Origin of the sequence: Leeuwenhoekiella polynyae, assembly GCF_004104075.1 — a bacterium.
GTDB classification, from domain to species: Bacteria; Bacteroidota; Bacteroidia; order Flavobacteriales; family Flavobacteriaceae; genus Leeuwenhoekiella; species Leeuwenhoekiella polynyae.
This window is the reverse complement of sequence record NZ_QOVK01000025.1, coordinates 1-18,916: the sequence shown is the minus strand read 5'-3', so window position 1 is coordinate 18,916 and position 18,916 is coordinate 1. Positions and strand designations below refer to the sequence as shown.

The following is an 18,916-nucleotide window of genomic DNA, read 5'->3' as shown; positions in this document are numbered from 1 at the left end:
TTTGCTTATCTTTGATTTTTACAACTAAGCGAAGTGATGGATATTAAGAATACCAGTCTTGAGGATTTCTACAAAGAAGCCGCAGCCTTTACCGGTAAAGATCTCAACAGTATTTTGCCCCCTGAGATTCATAAAGAAATAGGACATTTCAACATTTTTGATATCGCAGAAACCATCAGCGAAGTCAAGAAGAAAAACCAGATGCCATACAACCGGCGTGCGTATTACAAGATAAGTCTTATTCGTGGGAAAAACAGGGCGGAATATGCAGATAAGGTCATCGAGATCAACGCAAATGCGTTGCTTTTTGCCACTCCAAAAGTGCCCTATCACTGGGTACCGCTTGATGAAAATCAGCAAGGCAATTTTTGTGTCTTTACCGATGCTTTTTTGATGCAAAGTAAAAGCGGCATCAAGCTGGATCAACTGCCTATCTTTAAGCCGGGAAGTCTTCCGGTATTTGAAATTACTGATGAACAGGCCAAAGAAATCGCAGGCATCTTTGATAAAATGAAAGCGGAGATAAACTCAGATTATGAGTTTAAATACGATTTGCTACGCACCTATTTAATTGAACTCATCCACTACGGTCAAAAACTAAAACCGGGCCTTCAAATCAAGGAAGGACAACATGCTGCTAAACGCATTATTTCTCTATTTATAGAGTTATTAGAGCGTCAGTTTCCTATAGAATCACCCAACCAAAGACTTAGCTTACGCTCTGCAAAAGAATATGCTGAACGCCTTGCCATTCATGTAAATCACCTCAACAAAGTTTTAAAAGACAATCTGGGAAACACGACCACAGAGATCATTACCAAGCGTATGCTTCAGGAAGCAAAAATCCTGCTTAAACAAACCGACTGGACCGTTTCGGAAATTGCTTTTAGTTTAGGTTTTGAAGAAGTGGCGCATTTCTCCAACTTCTTTAAAAAACAAACCAATCTTTCTCCGCTCCATTTCAGAAATTGAAGACTTATGATTTGAATTTTGCAAACAACCCTTTGATGTTTGCAACTAAAGCAACTGCGTTTCTAAGACCTTTGTACTGTCTTTTAATCTAAAAAAATACAGATGGAAACTAGAAACAAAATAGCACTAATAACCGGTGCAAGTCGCGGTTTGGGAAGAGATATGGCCCTAAGCCTTGCCAAAAAAGGAACCGATATTCTATTTACGTACCACAGCAATAAAGCAGCTGCAGATGAAGTGATAAAAGAGCTCAATGATCTAGGCCGAAAAGCCTTAGCGCTACAGTTAGACACCGCGAAAGTAGCAAGCTTTGCTAATTTTATTGCTGAAGCTACAACGCATCTAAAAGAAGAAACAGGCAGCCCTAATTTTGATTTTTTAATAAACAATGCAGGGACTGCTTTATATGCCCCTTTTATGCAAACGACCGAAGAGCAGTTTGACGAGATGGTAAACATTCATCATAAAGGCGTGTTCTTTCTAACACAAAAAGCGCTTCCATTTATGAATGATGGTGGTAGCATTATCAATATATCTTCTGGTTTAGCGCGTTTTAGCCTACCGGGATCTTCAACTTATGCCTCTATGAAAGGTGCTGTGGAAGTCCTTACACGTTATCTGGCAAAAGAGTTGGGAGCTCGTAAAATCACAGCAAATGTGGTCGCACCGGGAGCAATAGAAACCGATTTTGGTAATGGTCACGTGCGTGATGACGCAAAGACTAACGAAATGGTTGCAAGTATGACCGCTTTAGGGCGTGCCGGTTTACCGGAAGACATAGGAGGTGTCGTTGCCTTTTTATGTTCGCCGGAAGCCCGCTGGGTTAACGGTCAGCGTATTGAAGTTTCAGGAGGAATGATGCTTTAAACCATTTAAAAATAAAAAAGGAGGTGTTGATCAAATCAACACCTCCTTTTTTATTTAAGGCTTATAGGGCCCCACAACCTTTAATGTATCCCCAGACCGATCTACTTCAAACAAATGCGGAACCCTATGATAATTTCCATTTACCACTTCGTGACTGTGAACCGCCATCAAATCCTTGCCATCAAAAGAGGTGAATAGCATACCGTGGCCAAAATTACGCGGTGTAATGGGTTCTTCTTCCTGAATCCATGGGCCGTCTAAGGTACCGCTTTTTGAATAGGCAACCCCTTGAACGTACTCATCATAAATCCAGCTGGTCCAGATCATCCCCAGTTTTCCGGTTTCCGTATTGAATAAAAAAGGACCGTCTGTTACTTTACTTTTCTTATCCTTTCCATTCTGGTCTTTTTCGCGGCTCCACGGTGAGTCACTGGCTTTAAAAAGCAAGACTCTTGTTCCAATAGAACCGCTTAAGTCGGGTTTCAATTCTATTTTTTCCATCGTACCGTTGCCGTTCTGCAACCATTCCCAACAATAGATCATATAGGGTTTTCCGTCTGTGTCAACCCAAAATGTCCCATCAAGTGTTGGTTTGTCTGCCGGCAAATAACTCTCATCTTCCATAGGCTTGTAGGGACCGTCTGGAGTATCGCTTACTAAAATATGACTGGCACGACGTTCTATTGTGTTTCCATTTACGGTATCAATCATTACTTCCCGATTCGTAAACGTAGCAAAATCATAATATTTCCCTTTGTATTGATGCAGTTCTGCCGCCCAGATCATCGGGTTGGGTCCCATCCACGAATCAGGGTCTGTATCTGTTATTTTAAAAGGTCCTTCCCAATACTTAAGGTCTTTACTCTTCCAGAGCTTTCCTCCTGTACCGGTCATATAGTAGGTTTGTGAAGCTTCATCCGCTAAAATATAGGGGTCGCTCAACCGAATAGCATCTAAGGGAATATTCTTTTTTGCTTTAAATCGCTGCGCAAAAACTGTTGCAACCATAAAAAGCGCTAAAACCAATACTAAACTTTTTTTCATATCAAAAACGGTATCAAAATACCCTGAAACTTACTGATTTTAATTTAGATCCATCAATGTGAGTGTCCCTCAGAACCCTCTTTAATGAGTTCAAAAGCACCATTAACTAAGAATTGAGCCCCCTTAGGAAAATCGGCTGCATTTTTAATTTCAATAAAGCCCTTGCGTGTTTTACCTGTTTCAACCGCAACTCTATTAAAAAAATAAGCTCCCTGCTCGTGCTCTTGCAATTGCAACACATAATAGGCATCCCCCAGATTCGCAACCGCTTCTTCCGGAAGTGCCAGCGCAGTACTTTCTCCGGTTTCGATTTGTGCTTCAATAAACATGCCTACTGCAAAATTAGGTCTAGTTGACTCATTTTCTAAATGCCCATGAACGGTAACCGTTCTACCTTCCTGATTCAATGAATTCCCGATTAAATGCACTTCGCCTTCGTAAAAAGTATCGGAAGATTCAGGGATTTTAAATTTAATTTTTTGTCCTTTTTTTACTTTAAGCATATCGCTCTCAAACACTTTAAGCTCCAGGTGAATATGATCTACATCTACGATTTCCATAATAGGATCTGCAGCCGAAACATAGCTTCCCTTACTCACAAAAGTCTCTGCGATGGTACCTGTAATCGGTGCATAGATACGCGCCTGAGATGTGTAATCACCTTGTAATACACGTTGCGGACTGATGTGTAGCATTTGCAACTTTTTACGTAAGCCGGTATAGGTCGCCACGCTGCGTTTATAGTCGCTTTCTGCCTTTAAAAAACTCTTTTGAGACGTGATGTTCTCTTCAACTAAAGCTTGTTGCCGCTCATATTCAGATTTCAGGTAATTAAGCTGCTCTGCTAATTCCTGAAACTGCTGCTGAATGGCTACAAACTCAGGATTCTCCAACGTGATTAAAACCTGTCCTTTTTTGACCGCATCACCTATCAACAACGGGTTATCTTTAATATACCCCCCCATAAATGCAGTTATAACCGCCCTGTTTTCTGGTGGAACATCGATCATCCCACTGGCCTCAACCCAGTCTGGAAACGTAGTTTCTTCAATAGTGCTAAGGGTCATCCCTGCATTCTTAAATTGTGCCTGAGTTACCGTAACATCTGCATGATGCTCAAGAGATGCGTCAGTAGTATCCCCTTGTTTTTCTTTAGTTCCGCAACTTATCATCAAAATCATCAGACTAATTTGCGCGAGTATTTGTATTGAATTTTTCATCATTATGTCTTTAAAGTAGCATATAGTTGAGTTGAATAACGGTCTGGTTATACTGATGCAGACTCTCCAGGTAAGCGAGTTTAATAGCATACGCCTGCTGCAGAATCTGGATGTATTCAAAGAAATTTACCTCCCCGTTTTTATAACTTGAAACCGCTGTTTTCTCGAGTTCGTCGGCCAGCGCTTTGCCTTCGGTATCGTAATACCTAAGGCTTTCGGCATATTTATTAAGATCGCTTTGAAGACCTGTAATTCGAGCCTGAAGCTGAATTTTATAATTTGCTGCCTCCTGACTTACCGCCTGGGCTTCTATTTTTGCCGTTTTTATACGACTGGAAGCACCAGAAAAGAATAAAGGAATCTTCACTCCAAACTGATACCCAATCAGGTTTTTATCTAAGCCGTCATTAGATCCCTGAAAATAATTCACGGTCAGATCTGGCAAGAGTTGTTGGCTACTGAGCTTTTGTTGTGCCTCGGCCAGATCTATTTTAGAATCGTAAAACGCCTTGGCTACTGCAGTGTTTTCTTGCGTGCTAGTGGGTAAAAGGCGTTGTATGGGCCCGGGTCTGACCCAAAGCGTATCTACCTGTACCAATTGCTTCAAATGTATTTGAGCCGCCTGAAATTCTTCAACAATTTGTTTACGTTGCGTTTGTATTTCTTTTTGTTTGGCTTGCGCCGAAATTTTCTCCAGATAATTGCTTTCCCCCAACTCAAACCGGCGCTTTGCCGCATAAGCAAAATTTTGATAAATACTGTCTAAACCTTCATACAGCTGAAGCTTTTCGTTTACATATTGCAAGGTGTAATACGCATTAGCCAAACTACGCTCCAGTTCTAGTTTTACGAGTTCGGCACGCGTTGCAGCGACGGTATAACTGGCCTTATTTGCTTTTGCCTGTGCAAAATAAACCGTAGGAAACGCAAACGACTGACTAATCCCAAAAACATCAATAGGTCTGTTGTTTGTAGCCAGATTGTTTTCGTCATAATGGTAATAGATTTCGGTTTTATCAAAAGAGAACGCACTGCCAATCGCTGCACTTGCTGCGTCCGTTCGTAATCCGGCAGCTTTGATACCGGCATTGTTTTTATAAGCCAACTCTTTGACTTGCTCAAAACCACTTACCTCCTGAGCTTGTGCAAAACCACCCATTAAAATAAGAATAAGTAAGCTTGATGTTGTTTTATTTTTTAAACGCATACTGCCTTCATTTTTCAATTCTTTATCAAACCAAGACACCAGAACCGGCAAGACTACCAGCGTGAGCAACGTTGCCGAGATCAATCCGCCTATTACCACTGTAGCCAACGGACGTTGCACTTCGGCACCCGCATTTGTAGAAACTGCCATTGGTAAAAAGCCTAATGCTGCTGCAGTAGCTGTTAATAGTACTGCTCTTAGGCGATCTGTTGCACCGCGTGTTATGAGTTCGTACCTATCGGTTATCCCTTGTTTTTTCAATTCTTTAAAATGCTCGAGCATTACAATACCGTTGAGCACCGCAATACCAAAAAGGGCTATAAACCCAACTCCTGCAGAGATACTAAACGGCATATCGCGCAACCACAATAAGAAGATTCCGCCTACCGCAGCAAGTGGAATTGCCGTAAAAATCAACAACGCTTCTTTAACCGAATTGAATGCGAAATACAGCATGATAAAAATGAGTAAGAGTGCTACCGGCACTGCTATTTGAAGCCGGGAAGTTGCACTCTGCAAATTCTCAAACTGTCCGCCATAGTCAATCGTATAACCGGCAGGTAACTTAATATTGGCTTTTACGCGTTTCTGAATTTCATCTACTACAGACTGTAAATCGCGTTTACGCACATTGACACCGACTACAATACGCCGCCGCGTATCATCTCTTGATATTTTAGCTGCACCTTTAGTATACCTGATCTCAGCGAGTTCGCTCAAGCGCACTTTACCAGCCATAGGGGTATCTACATACAGGTTTTGCAGGTTATCTATGTCCTTTCGTTGTGATTCTTCAAGACGCACCACCAGATCAAAACGCTTCTCCCCTTCAAAAATATTCCCAACCGTTTCCCCGGAAAAACCCATCTTAATAAGATCATTGATATCCGAAATATTCAATCCGTAGCGGGCGATTTTAGCGCGGTTGTAGTTGACACTCATCTGGGGCAGGCCGGTCACTTTTTCCACCGAAATATCTGCCGCTCCCTCAACATCAGCGATGAGGTCCCGTATTTGATTTGCTTTTTGATTGAGCACCTCCAGATCTTCGCCAAAAATCTTAATCGCGATATCTGCCCGCACGCCGGTGATGAGTTCGTTAAAACGCATTTCGATCGGCTGAGTAAATTCAATTCCCATTCCGGGAATTATACTCAAGGCTTCTTTAAAACGCGCTGCAAGTTCGTCTTTAGAATCCGCTGACACCCACTCGCTTTTATCTTTAAGCGTGATGATCACGTCACTGTCTTCCATAGACATCGGATCTGTAGGAACTTCTGCGGCACCTATACGACTAACCACTTGCTTAACTTCGGGGAAACTATCGAGCAGTATTTTTTCAATTTGGGTAGTGCGTTCAATAGTTCCGCTAAGGGAAGTGCCCGTTTTTAATATAGGCTGGATCACAAAATCCCCTTCATCCAGTTGCGGTACAAACTCGCCTCCCATGGTCGTAAAAATATAGGCCGCAATCACCATAAGCCCTACGGAAAGACCTATAACTAATTTTCTCGAGTCTAAAGCCCAGTGAATAACCCGCTCGTAGTGACGCTTTAAGTACTTCACCAGGCGTACAGAACTGTTTCGATCTGAAGGCGTTTCGGCTTTTAAAAACAGGGATGCTGCTACCGGCACATAGGTAAAACACAACAACATCGCGCCCATTACAGCAAAGCTGAACACCAGCGCCATGGGTATAAACATTTTACCTTCTACCCCACTTAAAGAAAGAATAGGGATGAATACGATAAGAATGATCAATTGCCCAAAAACCGCTGAATTCATCATCGTAGAAGCAGCCTCCCGCGTGATTTCATTCTTGATATCCTGTTTTTCTTTTGAAGACCGTTTTTGAAGCGTTTGTTGGCTTTGTGCCATTTTATAAGCCACATATTCTACGATGATCACGGCACCGTCTATGATGATCCCAAAGTCAATCGCTCCCAGGCTGAGCAAGTTGGCATCTACCTCAAAAATATGCATCATTCCCAGTGCAAAAAGCAAACATAAGGGAATGACCGAAGCCACTACGAGTCCGCTGCGCCAGTTGCCCAAAAGCAAAATCACAACAAAAATCACGATGAGAAACCCTAAAATTAAGTTCTCGCCAATGGTAAATGTAGTTTTAGCGATGAGTTCACTTCGGTCTAAAAAAGCATTGATGTAAACACCCTCGGGGAGGGAAGATTCTATCTCACTAACCCGTTGTTTTACCGCTTTAATAACTTCGTTAGAACTAGCGTCTTTAAGCATCATTATTTGCCCCAAAACCTTCTCCCCTTCACCGTTACCGGTAATTGCGCCAAACCGTGTCGCGTGACCAAACCCTACAGTCGCGACGTCTTTGACATACACGGGTATGCCCTCGTGATTAGTCACCACAATATCTTCTATATCCTCTAGCGAGGCAGCAAGGCCTTCACCGCGTATAAAATAGGACTGATTGGCTTTCTCAATATAACCACCACCGGCAATACTGTTGTTTTTCTCTAATGCAGCAAAAACCTCAGCTGCCAAAATACCCATCGCATTGAGTTTTTGGGTATTGATAGCTACCTCATACTGCTTGAGATAACCTCCCCAGGAATTGATCTCTACCACTCCGGGAATACCCGAAAGCTGGCGTTTAACCACCCAGTCTTGTATCGTACGCAGATCTGTTGCTGAGTATTTATCCTTATAACCCGGTTTTACATCAAGGACGTATTGATAAATTTCACCAAGACCGGTTGTGATAGGACCCATTTGCGGGGTTCCAAAACTGGAAGGGATTTTTTCTGAAGCAGACTTGATTTTTTCGGCTAAAAGTTGGCGCGGTAAGTAGGTACCCATATCGTCTTCAAAAACGACAGTAACCACCGAGAGACCAAACTTAGATACCGAACGAATTTCTTTAACCCCCGGTAAATTGGCCATTTCCAATTCAACCGGATAGGTGATGAATTGCTCCATATCTACAGTAGAGAGATTGTCTGAAGTGGTAATAACCTGCACCTGATTGTTAGTAACATCAGGAACAGCACCCAGAGATATTTGAGAAAGCGAATACAGCCCAAAGGCAACAATCGCAGCGGTTAGCAACAGGATAATTAACTTATTCCTGATGCTGAAATTTATAATAGCATTAAGCATGATAATAATATAAAAACGTGAATTAGAGCAGTAGCATTTACTACACGCAAATGCACTCTAGGTATTAAATCTGGTAAGAGATCTATACGTTTTTAGGAGGCTGAAAAATGCTGTTTGCTAACGAAAAAGAATAGGAATCCCGGTAAGCAAAATTAGAAGTTGTCTGGTCTAAGGGAATAATTTTAGGCGCTGGCAACAATTCAAAATCAGTTAAAAAAGCAACAACGCTATGAATACAGCAATGCTGATGCTCAAACGGAAGTTTCTCGTGATCTTCCCGTTCTTCCTGATGTTCTAGATTGTGTTCCGCTTTGAGCTCGCCATAATGTTTATTCAAAAATGAAAAAACATCATCCCCAAACGTCTCTTGATGGTACTCGTAATGATTTACCAAATCTTCAAAATGCAAAAAATCACCAAAGCTCAAATTGAAGCTCTGGGTCAATAGCATTATCGACAATATTGAGGTAACTAATTTTGACATCGGCGCAAAGTTACTTAAGAATTGAAAACAATTTACTTGGGCATTGGTATTTATAATTAATATAAGTAGTTAGTGCCGGGTCAGCAGTAAGCTTTCGTAATTAGCGGTATTGAGGTATTCTTTTTTAAGGTCACTCAGGTATTGCTTTGCCAATTTATAGTGCTCGTGTTCAGGATTCAACATATCCTTTACCGCCTCATCTCTTAAGATCATCACAATATACCAGTGACCGGTTCTACTCGCATAGGTATCTTCTAAAAGAGCATCATAATCGTTTACCTCGAGCGCAGCGTCTATTACTAACGGAATTAAATTGAGCGTATTTGAAGAGCGTTCTACCTCATAAAAGGTGAGATAGCCTTTTATTCCCTCAATATCTGCAGGTAAATTATAGGCGAAATCATCTGGATGCAAATCAGGATCTGGCCTTAATTTAAAATACAGATAGTCATAAAATTCTCCGGCACCCTTGATGTCTTCAAAGATAAAGGCATTTTGACGCGGTAGTTTTCTATGGAACTTCTTTGCAAGCTGAACGTGGTCTCCTTTTATTTTAGGAGCGAATTTATAGGGAATACAACTGGTCACAAGCAAGAAGGCAAGAACGGAATACAGGTGTTTCATAAATTGAATTTAGAAATACACCTCAATAAATGTTCCGTTTACTGAAGACTAACATAAAATTGATTCCCTATATGATTTTGAAGCTAACGCTTCAAGGTAAAATGCGCTTTAAATTCTGCCGGTTCGTCTTCAAAAGTATATGCTACTCTAAACCAGTAATCATCAGAAGGCATATTTCTGCCGCGATAGGTCCCATCCCATCCGGGTCCTGTGGGTGCGATATTTTTTATCAACTTGCCAAAGCGATCAAATATGAAGATCTGTGCTTCGGGGTGATCCGCTAATGAAGCTATATTCCACGTGTCGTGATACCCGTCGTTGTTGGGGGTAAAATACTTCGGGTAATTAATCACCTGAACTTCTAACACAGCTTCTCCACACGTACCCTTCACACCTCTAACCGTAACGGTATGAACTCCGGGAGCAACATTTATAAATTCCGGGGTGTTTTGAAAAGACTGATCGTCTAAACGGTACTCATATTCTCCAAAACCAGAAACAACAGTAATCTCAATAGCTGACACCTCTGCAAAGGGCTGTGTGACTTCTGCTTCAAAAATAGGCTCTGCAGACTCAAACACTTCTACTGTTGTGGGGTTGTAGTTACAGGCAGCTCCCACCTCAGGAATTATTTTTTCGGTTGAAACGGTATAAACACCAGCTTCTTCAGCAGTAAAGGTTTGCCCCTGACCAACCAACTGTTCGTTTAAAAACCAGCTCACTAAAAATTCTGATGGATTTAAACCAGAATCTAATACCACCGGATTTTCAACCGCTCCGGTCGCTGCATTTCGGCAGACGGTTCCACCTTCAACCGTAAAATCTAACAGGGGATAAACGATCACCTCAAAGACATCTTCAGCAAAACAATCCGGATTATCAGCAGCCTCGGCATATTTGTAAATGGTATACGTACCCGGTACCAATTCGTATTCGGCAGGATCCATGGGCGCCTGTTTATCAGGACCCAAATAATATCCCTGAGTAAATACATCCTGAGGTAATGTTGGTAAGGTATACCTTCCACATTGCTCCACATCAGGTTCAGGAACCAGGACTGGTGTTTCTGAAATAGTAAGCGTAAAGCTGCTTTCAGCTTCGCAGAAAAAACGCGTCCCATTTCTGGCATAAATAAATACTTCTTGTGTAGTGGTAAGAACATCTCCCGGAGCGAGCCTAGTTCCCTGACCTCCAGCTTCCGTAAAATAATCACCTTCAATTAAAGCAGGCAACGTATAGGAATCACAACTCGCCACATCTTCAAACTCTTCAACTTCTACTCCTAAGATATTTATGGTAAAGGTATTCTCACTATAACACGAAGGAAAGTCCTCGTACGCGTTATAAACGTAGATCGTTTGGGTTTGAGCAATTTCGGTTCCTGAAAACAATTCGGTCCCCTGCCCCTGAGGTTCTGTAAAATACCTGCCGTCATTTAATTCTGGTAAAACATACGCCTCACACGAATATACAAAGCTGAGATTATCAACGGGTAATAAGGGGCGTATTTCAACCGTAAATTGAGTTTCACTTTGACAAATACTTACTTCATTATTGATGTATAGTGTTTGCGTTGCGTCAATAACATCGCCCGGAACGTACTGTGCTCCTCCCCTTGCAGGTTCTTCAAAATACTCTCCATCGGTTAATGCAGGAAGTGTGTAAGTCTCTCCCTCACACAATAATTGATCTGATAAGGTATCAACCTCGGGGATGGCGATAACATCCAGATCAAAAAATGAATTATCAGTACAATTAGAACCTGCCGTGGTATTCACATAGTAATAGATGCGCTGTGAACTTGTTAGTTGAGTACCCTCAGGTATTGAAGCGCCTCCTCCCATTGCCGCAGTGTAAAAAGCACCTTCTTCTACAGCAGGGATCGTATAAGAACCACATACTTGTAGATCGCTAAACTCCGGAACTATAAAAATACGCCACTCATAGGTGTTTTCACATTGAGTTGTACTATCATAGTTATAAATATATACCGATTGTGTCGTAGTAATATCATCACCTGCATTAAGCGGTGCGCCTTGGCCATCAGGTTCGGTAAAGTAACTACCATCTGTTAATGTTAGAAGCATAAAACTGTTACAAGCCACTACGTCTGCAGGCTGATCTACCGGCGGAAGCGGATACACCATGATATCCAATGCTTCATCTCTACACACAGACCCGTTTTCTCTAAAATAAAAATAAATTGTTTGACTGCTAGTGAGTTCGTCTCCCGTGTTCAAACGCACACCTGTTCCATCAGGACCTCCAGATTCGGTATAAAAAGCACCAGCAGGAGTAGGTGGAATTACAAATGCGCCACAAGCCTCTACTTCACCCAAGTCATATTCTGAAACAAATGTGATACTAAACGAAGACTGACTGCTACAGCCATTGGCATCGGGGCCGTTGTAAATAAACAGAACCGTATCTTCAGTAATGATATCACCGGCATTGTATGGAATACCTGAACCGTTAGACCCTGAATAATAGTCTCCATTTGTGAGTGCTTCTAACTCATAGGCGTTACAGGTTATCACATTTCCTAATTGATCTACCGGTGGCAACTCATTAATCATGATATCAAAGGCTACTGCCTCGTAACAGGTATCCTGATCAACATAAGAAACACGTGCCCAGCGTGTCGTTGTGGCGGTTCCTCCAGAAACTAAATAGGGTGATTCTACAGGGTCAGTCTCGCTATTCGCATCTGCCTCAGATGCATAATAGGTTATTTGAAAAAGAGCCGGATTCTGACCTCCCAGAATACGATTATTAATCGGTGTTAAATCTACAGAAACATCATTTCCTTCAGGAGCGCACACGCGTAAAGGATTCGGTTCTGAAACCGCTATTTCGGGTAATACATCCAGTTCAAAATCATAAGTAGCATCACAAAAACTACCGGTATTTGTATTCCGCAATCTCAAATAAATAGTCTGGTTTCCTGTACTTGGGTATGCAGTTGTCTCATTTTCTGCTATAGGTTGATCTGCATTTAAATCGGCAAGTGACGCATAATACACGACATCAAATTGATCAGCGTTCAATCCCAGTGCTTCTGTATCATTTACCCGGAGATCAAATGCCGAAGGCTGACCGCCATTTGCGCATGCTTCTATATCTGGAGGTTCGGTTACCGAAAGTTCACTAACAATCACTTCGTCTGTAATGACACAACCCTTATTTGTTACCCGTACCGTATATGTTCCGCTTTGGTTTACGGTAATACTATTTCCCGTTTGCCCTGGAATGATCGTACCATTACGCAGCCACCTGTGTGCATAAACCGAAGCGTCAAGACCCGTGTCTAAAACAGCCACATCACCACTACACAAGGTGAGGTCTGGTCCAAGATCTACACGGGTATTAAAACTTCCACCGGCAAGAAAAATCGCTGAATCAAAATTGGTATCGTTAGAATCCCCGATAACGATCCGTATCGTATACGAGGTTCCCGGAGTAAGGGTTGAAGCGGCATTAAGAACCTCACTGTACCCCCGCATATTGATAACTGATTGGGCATTAGAGACTTCATACGAGTCAAAAAGCTCTGGATTTACCGAACTGCAAGACGGATTGTTCTGGTTATCTCTAATATTACGGACCGAAACGGATTCACCGGAAGGAGTTACAGCAAGATTTTGAGACTGACCGGTGCTCAAATCTGTTAATATAAAGGCTACAATATCTTGTGAAGCACATTGCCATTCGCCATACTCATTAGATGCGAAAATAAAATCGAAACTAAAATTGCTGGAAAGCGGTATAAAGTCAAATTCAAGAAAGGTCGTTTCTTCAATTTGAGCCCCGTTTCCGGTAGCCTCATTCAAGCTTTGGAGGTATGCATCATTATTGGTGTTGAGTTGGGTACTCAAATTAGTGTCTGTGTAGGGGCCCGCCGTAAATTGTGCATTACCGGTGCGTAAGACAACACCATTTGCTAATGGAAAAGCACCACCGTTATTGTTGAAAATTCCACCGGCTTGTGTAGCAGAAATGGAGATATTAGAAACCTCAGCACAGGCATCGTTAAAGAGTTGATTAACCAGGTTATCAGCAGGTTGAGGACTGCTAACACTAACCTGTTGCGCGAACGTATGTGCTGTAAAACATACCCATACAACAAGAAGAAGGAGACGTTTGCTCATAATGATATGGGGCTAATTCATTTAATTGCAAAGAGATAACGCTTTTATAGTGGATAAATTATTTCTATACCTAATACCTAAATTTAAACAAAAACCGAGACTTATTTTTTATTTTTTTGAAAATCAAACCCTTAGTGTAAGAACAACGGTTTACTTGGGCTTAGAATCCACGGGAAGTGGGAAGGTCTTATTTAAGAAATCTGGTTTGTTGATTTACAATCTGTATACAACTAAAAAAACCGCTCATCCCGATAGCTATCGGGACGGTTTAAATGAATACGTTTTTTAGAATTATGGGGTTGTGCTACGGCTACCATTTGTGTTGGCAACTGGGCTTTTTTCCTTCGTGCTCCTTATAATCCGAAAAATTCATAACTGATCCGTTTTTTATTTTAAAAAATCAATACACCAGTCCATTTTAAAATGAACATTATCAGAAATGTTGCTATAATACTCGGGAATATTACACCTTGCCAAAAAATCCATTTTGACTTCCATTTTTTGTAATTATTATCCGGTTGTTTTTTATTATTAGAACCAAAAATCTTCCAACTGAAAAAAGTTGTTATTAAAAGAATAATTATCCCAACTATTATTGTAGTTTTTTCCATAAAAATTTATTCATTTTCATTTTAGCTTGTTGCCAAACGCAGTCTGTCTCATAACCACCTGTTTATTCTTTAAAAGTAATTGAAGTGGCTGCGATATCCAATAAAATTTAAAGAAGAGACAAGAGTAGCCTTAAGGCAATACCGTTTGCATATTCTTCTTTTAACGGCCTTAGCAAACCAAAAACACGAGACATTGAATAATGAATAGCAGTATTGAATGCTATCCCAAGGTTGATGAGCCTTTTCAGGTTGTAAGCCTACAGCATTTAGGAAGCGATAAGGATACTCAGGAGAAAATCAAGACATCAAGCAACCAACCGGTTCAGTCAACACGGTTCATGCTGGGTTCCCGTTCTACAATGGGACAGGCTGTACCGGCTGCACGAACGTTAGTTATTGTGCAACGCACTTTATTTTCTCGGTTCCCAATGAATATTATTTTGTCCTACTATAATACTCAGAGAGAACAACAAGTTGCGTTTTTTATTAAAATAAAATTTGCCTTAATGTTCCGAATTTACTTTTCTTTCTTTAATTATTTGGGCATACAATCCAGCTATTATAATTACAGCAGTAAGGACAATAGTGGCTCTTCCATTTTTTTCATTGAATAAGATAATACTCCCAATTATCCATAAACAGATAGAAATTAATCCAGTGATTTTTACAGTATTAGATAACTTTATCATTATTTAAGTTTTACTTATTTTTCAGATTCGTGAATATTGGTGCTAACGGCAGTTTGTCTCACAACCACCTGTTTATAAAAGTAGTTGAAGTGACTGCGATATCCAAAACAAAAAGCGAATATTGGAATGTCTTTGTTTTAAGACTGTAGTTTACCTCATACGTTTTCTAAAGGCCTTAATGAGCATTAAAACGTACGCTATAACGCAATCAAGAGCTTTGAATACCCCAAGATTAAACCACCTTTTCAGGTTGTAAGGCAGAACCATCAGTCCTAAATCTGCAGATGTTGCCTGCATAACTCTGTTGGCTTATAGCGAGCAAACAGACAACCAACCGGTTCAGTCAACACGGTATTCATTCTGGGTTCCCGTTCTTCAACGGGACAGGCTGTAACGGCCTCACGAAGGCAAGCTATTTAGTGTAGTTTTATTCAATTCTTACAAATTCACTTCCAATTCCATCAGCATTGTTGTCAGAAATATTGAGTTTTTCGTTTTTGTAAATATTTATTATTCCAGTTTTCACAAACCCTAAATATTGTTCGTTTTCAGGAAATTGAATAAGTCTTTCCATTTTTCCAGAGTAAATAGACTCTTTCATAATTAACTCATAAGTTCCATTTGATATTTCAGTTCCATTTTCGGTTACTGAAAATTCATGGACCACATATAGGATGCTGAGCAAGTTATATAGGTATTGAATGATTGATAATCCTATCGGAATTATCAACGATTCAACACCCCAAAAACAACATTATGAGATAATTAAAAATTAAATAGTAACTTTAAAGAACTGGACTAGGGCTTTTCATAGGATACATTGTTGGCAACTGGCTTTTTATTCCGTTCTATATTTTGTTTGATGTTTTTAATTATTAAATAAGTTAGAATTATTGATGAAATCAGAAACGGAATACTTGTCCAAAAAGCTAATTCATAAAGTGAGTCATAATTCCAATTTCCAGAAGTCAGAAAATAAACTGAAACCCATAAAATTAAAATTCCGATTAAAGCAGTCAGGTTTTTAATCCTATTAATTTTTATAAACAGGCTAAAAATCAACAATATTTTTCCAATTAGAGATAAATGTCCGATTGACATAATATCATCATCAAAATTTCGATTTAACGTAAATCCGTAATTGTCTATTAAATTTGGAATACTCGCAAAATCAATTATTCCCATAATTCCAATTCCGTGTCCAGCTCCAATTATTATGAACGAATGAATTAGTATTGTAAAAATTTTGACTTTCTTAATTTCGTTCATTTTAGTTTGTTGTCAATTGGCTTTTTGTCAATTTTGTAATCCAAATTAGGTCAGTTATTCCAATTCCAATACTTCCAAAAGTTGCTATAAATTGTATTGGTGATTCCTTTCCATTGGCCAACAATATCATAATTAGAATAGGAATGAATCCAATTCCGATTTTTAAAATCAGATTTTGAGTTTTCAATTCCGTAAATCGAAGTAGGTATCCATTTAGAGTTGCTAAAATCAGTGCAGGAATTGGATATATAATTAACAAAAAGAAAATTTCTCCGTATTGCGTATTTTCATAAAATAATGGCGCAATCAAAATTCCGATTAAACAGAATAGGAATCCAATTATTATTATCGTTCGACGTTCCATTTGATTGATTTCAGCTTGTTGCCAACGTTTGGGTGTCGAGTAGGAAAAGGGAGTTTCACCCTTCCCCTCTCACAGAACCGTACGTGATAGTCTCCCATCATACGGCTCTTCTAATTTAATTTACAAAATATAAGCTCATCCTCTTTCAAGTTGGCAAATCATATTTTAAATTAGCTAACCCCTTTGCTCCACTCCCATTACAGGAGTTTCTTCACTACTACGAGTTAGTCCGCCACCTTACACTACATTGGTAATCATCTTGCAGTTGCTCTGCTTGATTTTTCCCTTTTACATTAATGTAAGGCTTCCTGCGTTCCATCCATAAGCCCAGATAAAAGTCATGCCCCCTATACGACGGTTGCCGAATAGCCAGTAAATAGGTTTCCGCTATCCTTGTCCCTGAGAACTCGACATTTCTCGGTTTTGGCAACATGTTTTGTCTTCTCGACGCTTCATCGGAAGGTTCGCTTTCGCTCATCTCTTTTATCAACACCTGACAGATCCAGTCTGCCTTTTCTTCTCTCGCTTCACACAAACAAATTACTTTGAATGCATTAGAGAAGTGGTTTAGAACCAGCTCCTACAAGCAGATTCTGGTGGGTCGGTTCCACCATCTTATAAATAGTTACGTGAGGTTTATGCCCCACTCACAGCACACGTCGAGTAGGCAAGGGGAATTTCACCCCGAGCCTCTCACAGAACCGTACGTGATAGTCTCCCATCATACGGCTCTTCTTATTCAATTTATACCTTTAATTCGAATAACCCAAATGCCAGTGGTAAAAGAGGCTGGGATATTGTTCCCGAACCCTGTCTAACCATTTATAGGCTTTTATCAAGTTAGTTCTATACCGTTTGTAACGATATCTAGCCCATCTTACCAATTTTATGCGTAGTACATAAAACACTTTGGATAAGCTGTAGCCACGGTATTTACCAAAGTAACGTATCCACCCTCGGAGTTTTGGGTTCAAGTGATGTGCTATGCCAACAATACTTTTACACTGCATTCTTGGGATTTCCATTTTCCTGATCTGTTCAAATACCCGTGATCTTGACTGGATGCTGATTGCACAATCAAAGCCCAAAAACAGTTTCCCTGTTTTCTTGGATTTTGAGGTGCGAGGCTGAAAAGTATATCCCAAGAAGTCAAACTTCACTTTTTCATACTTTTGTTGCCTTCTAAAATCCTTACAGTACACGATTTTCGTTTTCTCTGGGTGTAAGGTCAATCCACAATGCTCCACCCTTTCTTTGATTTCTTGTAGATTTTGCTCTGCCTGACTTTGTGTCGAACAATGGATGATAATATCATCGGCATAACGTACAAATTCAATAGAAGGGTTCAATCTTCCAAGCCAAACATCCAAGGTGTAATGCAAAAACAAATTGGCTAAGAGTGGGCTGATCACCCCACCTTGCGGTGTGCCTTTTGTTCTTGAAATAATTTCACCTCTTCGGGTTTGCAGTGGAGCTTTGAGCCATCTTTCAATGTATCGCAGCACCCACTTTTCATCCACGTGTTTGCCTAGCGCTTTAAGTAACTTGTCGTGGTCAATGTCATCAAAGAAATTCTTGATATCCAAGTCGATCACCCAATCGTATTTCCAACAGTTTGCACGAACCTGATCAAGTGCTTGATGAGCACTACGTTTTGGTCGATAACCATAGGAGTGTGGATGAAAGATCTTTTCCAGTCTTTCTTCTAGTTGATTCTTTATAACCGTTTGAGCTACTCTATCGCTAATGGTAGGAATCCCCAATTGACGGACAGAACCGTTTTTCTTAGGGATTTCAACTTGTAGGACTGGAGGTGGGAAATAGCTGCCCGAGGCTAAGCGGTTCCAGACTTTGTATAAGTGTCGATGTCTTTGTAGGTCGTACTGTGACATACTCAATTCATCTACCCCTGCACTTTTCCCTTTGCGCCTTACCTGTAGATAAGCTTCCCATACCATTTCTTTAGTAATAGGTAATGATTTTGTCTTCTCAAATTCAATCATCCTCTTGCGAGTTGTAAAAATTGATAAAACTGAATAAGTCAATCCCTTCGCTCCATTTCCATTACAGAAACTTCATCACTACTACAGACTGATCCGTCCCTGTGTCAAGCTTCGCTATTCTGCCTCTAGTTTGCGCTATTGTGCATTTCACTTTGCATCTTGGCACAGGTTCCCGAGTTCCGTAAATAAGCCCAAATACTGGTCATGCCTCCTAAATGACGCCTGCCGACCAGCCAATAAACAGGTGTCCGCTGGACTTATAATGTTTGTCATACTTCAAAC

Annotated in this window: 13 protein-coding genes; 3 read left to right on the top strand and 10 right to left on the bottom strand. The window is 40.5% G+C overall.

Annotation, left to right across the window (positions count from 1 at the left end):
- Positions 1-36: 36 nt before the first annotated feature.
- Both DSM02_RS18020 and DSM02_RS18015 read left to right on the top strand, forming a co-directional pair.
- A complete protein-coding gene (locus DSM02_RS18020; RefSeq protein WP_205875172.1) occupies positions 37-972 on the top strand; it encodes a helix-turn-helix domain-containing protein in 936 nt (311 codons plus the stop codon).
- 102 nt (positions 973-1,074) lie between these two features.
- On the top strand, positions 1,075-1,839 hold the full coding sequence (locus DSM02_RS18015) for an SDR family NAD(P)-dependent oxidoreductase (protein ID WP_128766888.1): 765 nt from the start codon (positions 1,075-1,077) through the stop codon (positions 1,837-1,839).
- Between the two features lie 54 nt (positions 1,840-1,893).
- On the opposite strand, the gene DSM02_RS18010 is transcribed toward DSM02_RS18015, so the two are convergent.
- The 6 genes from DSM02_RS18010 to DSM02_RS17985 form a co-directional block, all read right to left on the bottom strand.
- On the bottom strand, positions 1,894-2,883 hold the full coding sequence (locus DSM02_RS18010; RefSeq protein ID WP_128766887.1) for a glycoside hydrolase family 43 protein: 990 nt from the start codon (positions 2,881-2,883) through the stop codon (positions 1,894-1,896).
- A 53-nt stretch (positions 2,884-2,936) separates the two neighbouring features.
- The gene (locus DSM02_RS18005; RefSeq protein WP_128766886.1) at positions 2,937-4,103 is read right to left on the bottom strand and encodes an efflux RND transporter periplasmic adaptor subunit; all 1,167 of its coding nucleotides are present in this window, start codon (positions 4,101-4,103) and stop codon (positions 2,937-2,939) included.
- A 10-nt stretch (positions 4,104-4,113) separates the two neighbouring features.
- On the bottom strand, positions 4,114-8,442 hold the full coding sequence (locus DSM02_RS18000; RefSeq protein WP_128766885.1) for a CusA/CzcA family heavy metal efflux RND transporter: 4,329 nt from the start codon (positions 8,440-8,442) through the stop codon (positions 4,114-4,116).
- A gap of 82 nt (positions 8,443-8,524) precedes the next feature.
- Positions 8,525-8,926, bottom strand: a complete 402-nt coding sequence (locus DSM02_RS17995; RefSeq protein ID WP_128766884.1) for a hypothetical protein — start codon at positions 8,924-8,926, stop codon at positions 8,525-8,527.
- 69 nt (positions 8,927-8,995) lie between these two features.
- The gene (locus DSM02_RS17990) at positions 8,996-9,550 is read right to left on the bottom strand and encodes a hypothetical protein (RefSeq protein ID WP_128766883.1); all 555 of its coding nucleotides are present in this window, start codon (positions 9,548-9,550) and stop codon (positions 8,996-8,998) included.
- Positions 9,551-9,633: 83 nt separating this feature from the next.
- On the bottom strand, positions 9,634-13,698 hold the full coding sequence (locus DSM02_RS17985) for a T9SS type B sorting domain-containing protein (protein WP_128766882.1): 4,065 nt from the start codon (positions 13,696-13,698) through the stop codon (positions 9,634-9,636).
- Positions 13,699-14,509: 811 nt separating this feature from the next.
- Here DSM02_RS17985 and DSM02_RS17980 point away from each other — a divergent pair.
- Positions 14,510-14,923 carry a hypothetical protein gene (locus DSM02_RS17980; RefSeq protein WP_128766881.1) on the top strand — a complete coding sequence of 138 codons (414 nt, stop codon included), beginning with the start codon at positions 14,510-14,512 and terminating at the stop codon, positions 14,921-14,923.
- Positions 14,924-15,425: 502 nt separating this feature from the next.
- On the opposite strand, the gene DSM02_RS17975 is transcribed toward DSM02_RS17980, so the two are convergent.
- The 4 genes from DSM02_RS17975 to ltrA all read right to left on the bottom strand — a co-directional run bounded on the left by DSM02_RS17975 (position 15,426) and on the right by ltrA (position 18,634).
- Positions 15,426-15,665 carry a hypothetical protein gene (locus tag DSM02_RS17975; protein WP_128766880.1) on the bottom strand — a complete coding sequence of 80 codons (240 nt, stop codon included), beginning with the start codon at positions 15,663-15,665 and terminating at the stop codon, positions 15,426-15,428.
- 131 nt (positions 15,666-15,796) lie between these two features.
- Positions 15,797-16,267 carry a hypothetical protein gene (locus tag DSM02_RS17970; RefSeq protein WP_128766879.1) on the bottom strand — a complete coding sequence of 157 codons (471 nt, stop codon included), beginning with the start codon at positions 16,265-16,267 and terminating at the stop codon, positions 15,797-15,799.
- A 1-nt stretch (position 16,268) separates the two neighbouring features.
- Positions 16,269-16,631, bottom strand: a complete 363-nt coding sequence (locus DSM02_RS17965) for a hypothetical protein (RefSeq protein ID WP_128766878.1) — start codon at positions 16,629-16,631, stop codon at positions 16,269-16,271.
- 752 nt (positions 16,632-17,383) lie between these two features.
- Complete coding sequence (gene ltrA / locus DSM02_RS17960) at positions 17,384-18,634, bottom strand: group II intron reverse transcriptase/maturase (RefSeq protein WP_128766877.1); 1,251 nt, start codon at positions 18,632-18,634, stop codon at positions 17,384-17,386.
- Positions 18,635-18,916 lie beyond the last annotated feature (282 nt).

Excerpts from the sequence above, each read along its gene's own strand:
- DSM02_RS18020 (WP_205875172.1), top strand. The coding sequence starts at position 37 with ATGGATATTAAGAATACCAGTCTTGAGGATTTCTACAAAGAAGCCGCA.
- DSM02_RS18015 (WP_128766888.1), top strand. The coding sequence starts at position 1,075 with ATGGAAACTAGAAACAAAATAGCACTAATAACCGGTGCAAGTCGCGGT.
- DSM02_RS18010 (WP_128766887.1), bottom strand. The coding sequence starts at position 2,883 with ATGAAAAAAAGTTTAGTATTGGTTTTAGCGCTTTTTATGGTTGCAACA.
- DSM02_RS18005 (WP_128766886.1), bottom strand. The coding sequence starts at position 4,103 with ATGAAAAATTCAATACAAATACTCGCGCAAATTAGTCTGATGATTTTG.
- DSM02_RS18000 (WP_128766885.1), bottom strand. The coding sequence starts at position 8,442 with ATGCTTAATGCTATTATAAATTTCAGCATCAGGAATAAGTTAATTATC.
- DSM02_RS17995 (WP_128766884.1), bottom strand. The coding sequence starts at position 8,926 with ATGTCAAAATTAGTTACCTCAATATTGTCGATAATGCTATTGACCCAG.
- DSM02_RS17990 (WP_128766883.1), bottom strand. The coding sequence starts at position 9,550 with ATGAAACACCTGTATTCCGTTCTTGCCTTCTTGCTTGTGACCAGTTGT.
- DSM02_RS17985 (WP_128766882.1), bottom strand. The coding sequence starts at position 13,698 with ATGAGCAAACGTCTCCTTCTTCTTGTTGTATGGGTATGTTTTACAGCA.
- DSM02_RS17980 (WP_128766881.1), top strand. The coding sequence starts at position 14,510 with ATGAATAGCAGTATTGAATGCTATCCCAAGGTTGATGAGCCTTTTCAG.
- DSM02_RS17970 (WP_128766879.1), bottom strand. The coding sequence starts at position 16,267 with ATGAACGAAATTAAGAAAGTCAAAATTTTTACAATACTAATTCATTCG.
- DSM02_RS17965 (WP_128766878.1), bottom strand. The coding sequence starts at position 16,631 with ATGGAACGTCGAACGATAATAATAATTGGATTCCTATTCTGTTTAATC.
- ltrA (WP_128766877.1), bottom strand. The coding sequence starts at position 18,634 with ATGATTGAATTTGAGAAGACAAAATCATTACCTATTACTAAAGAAATG.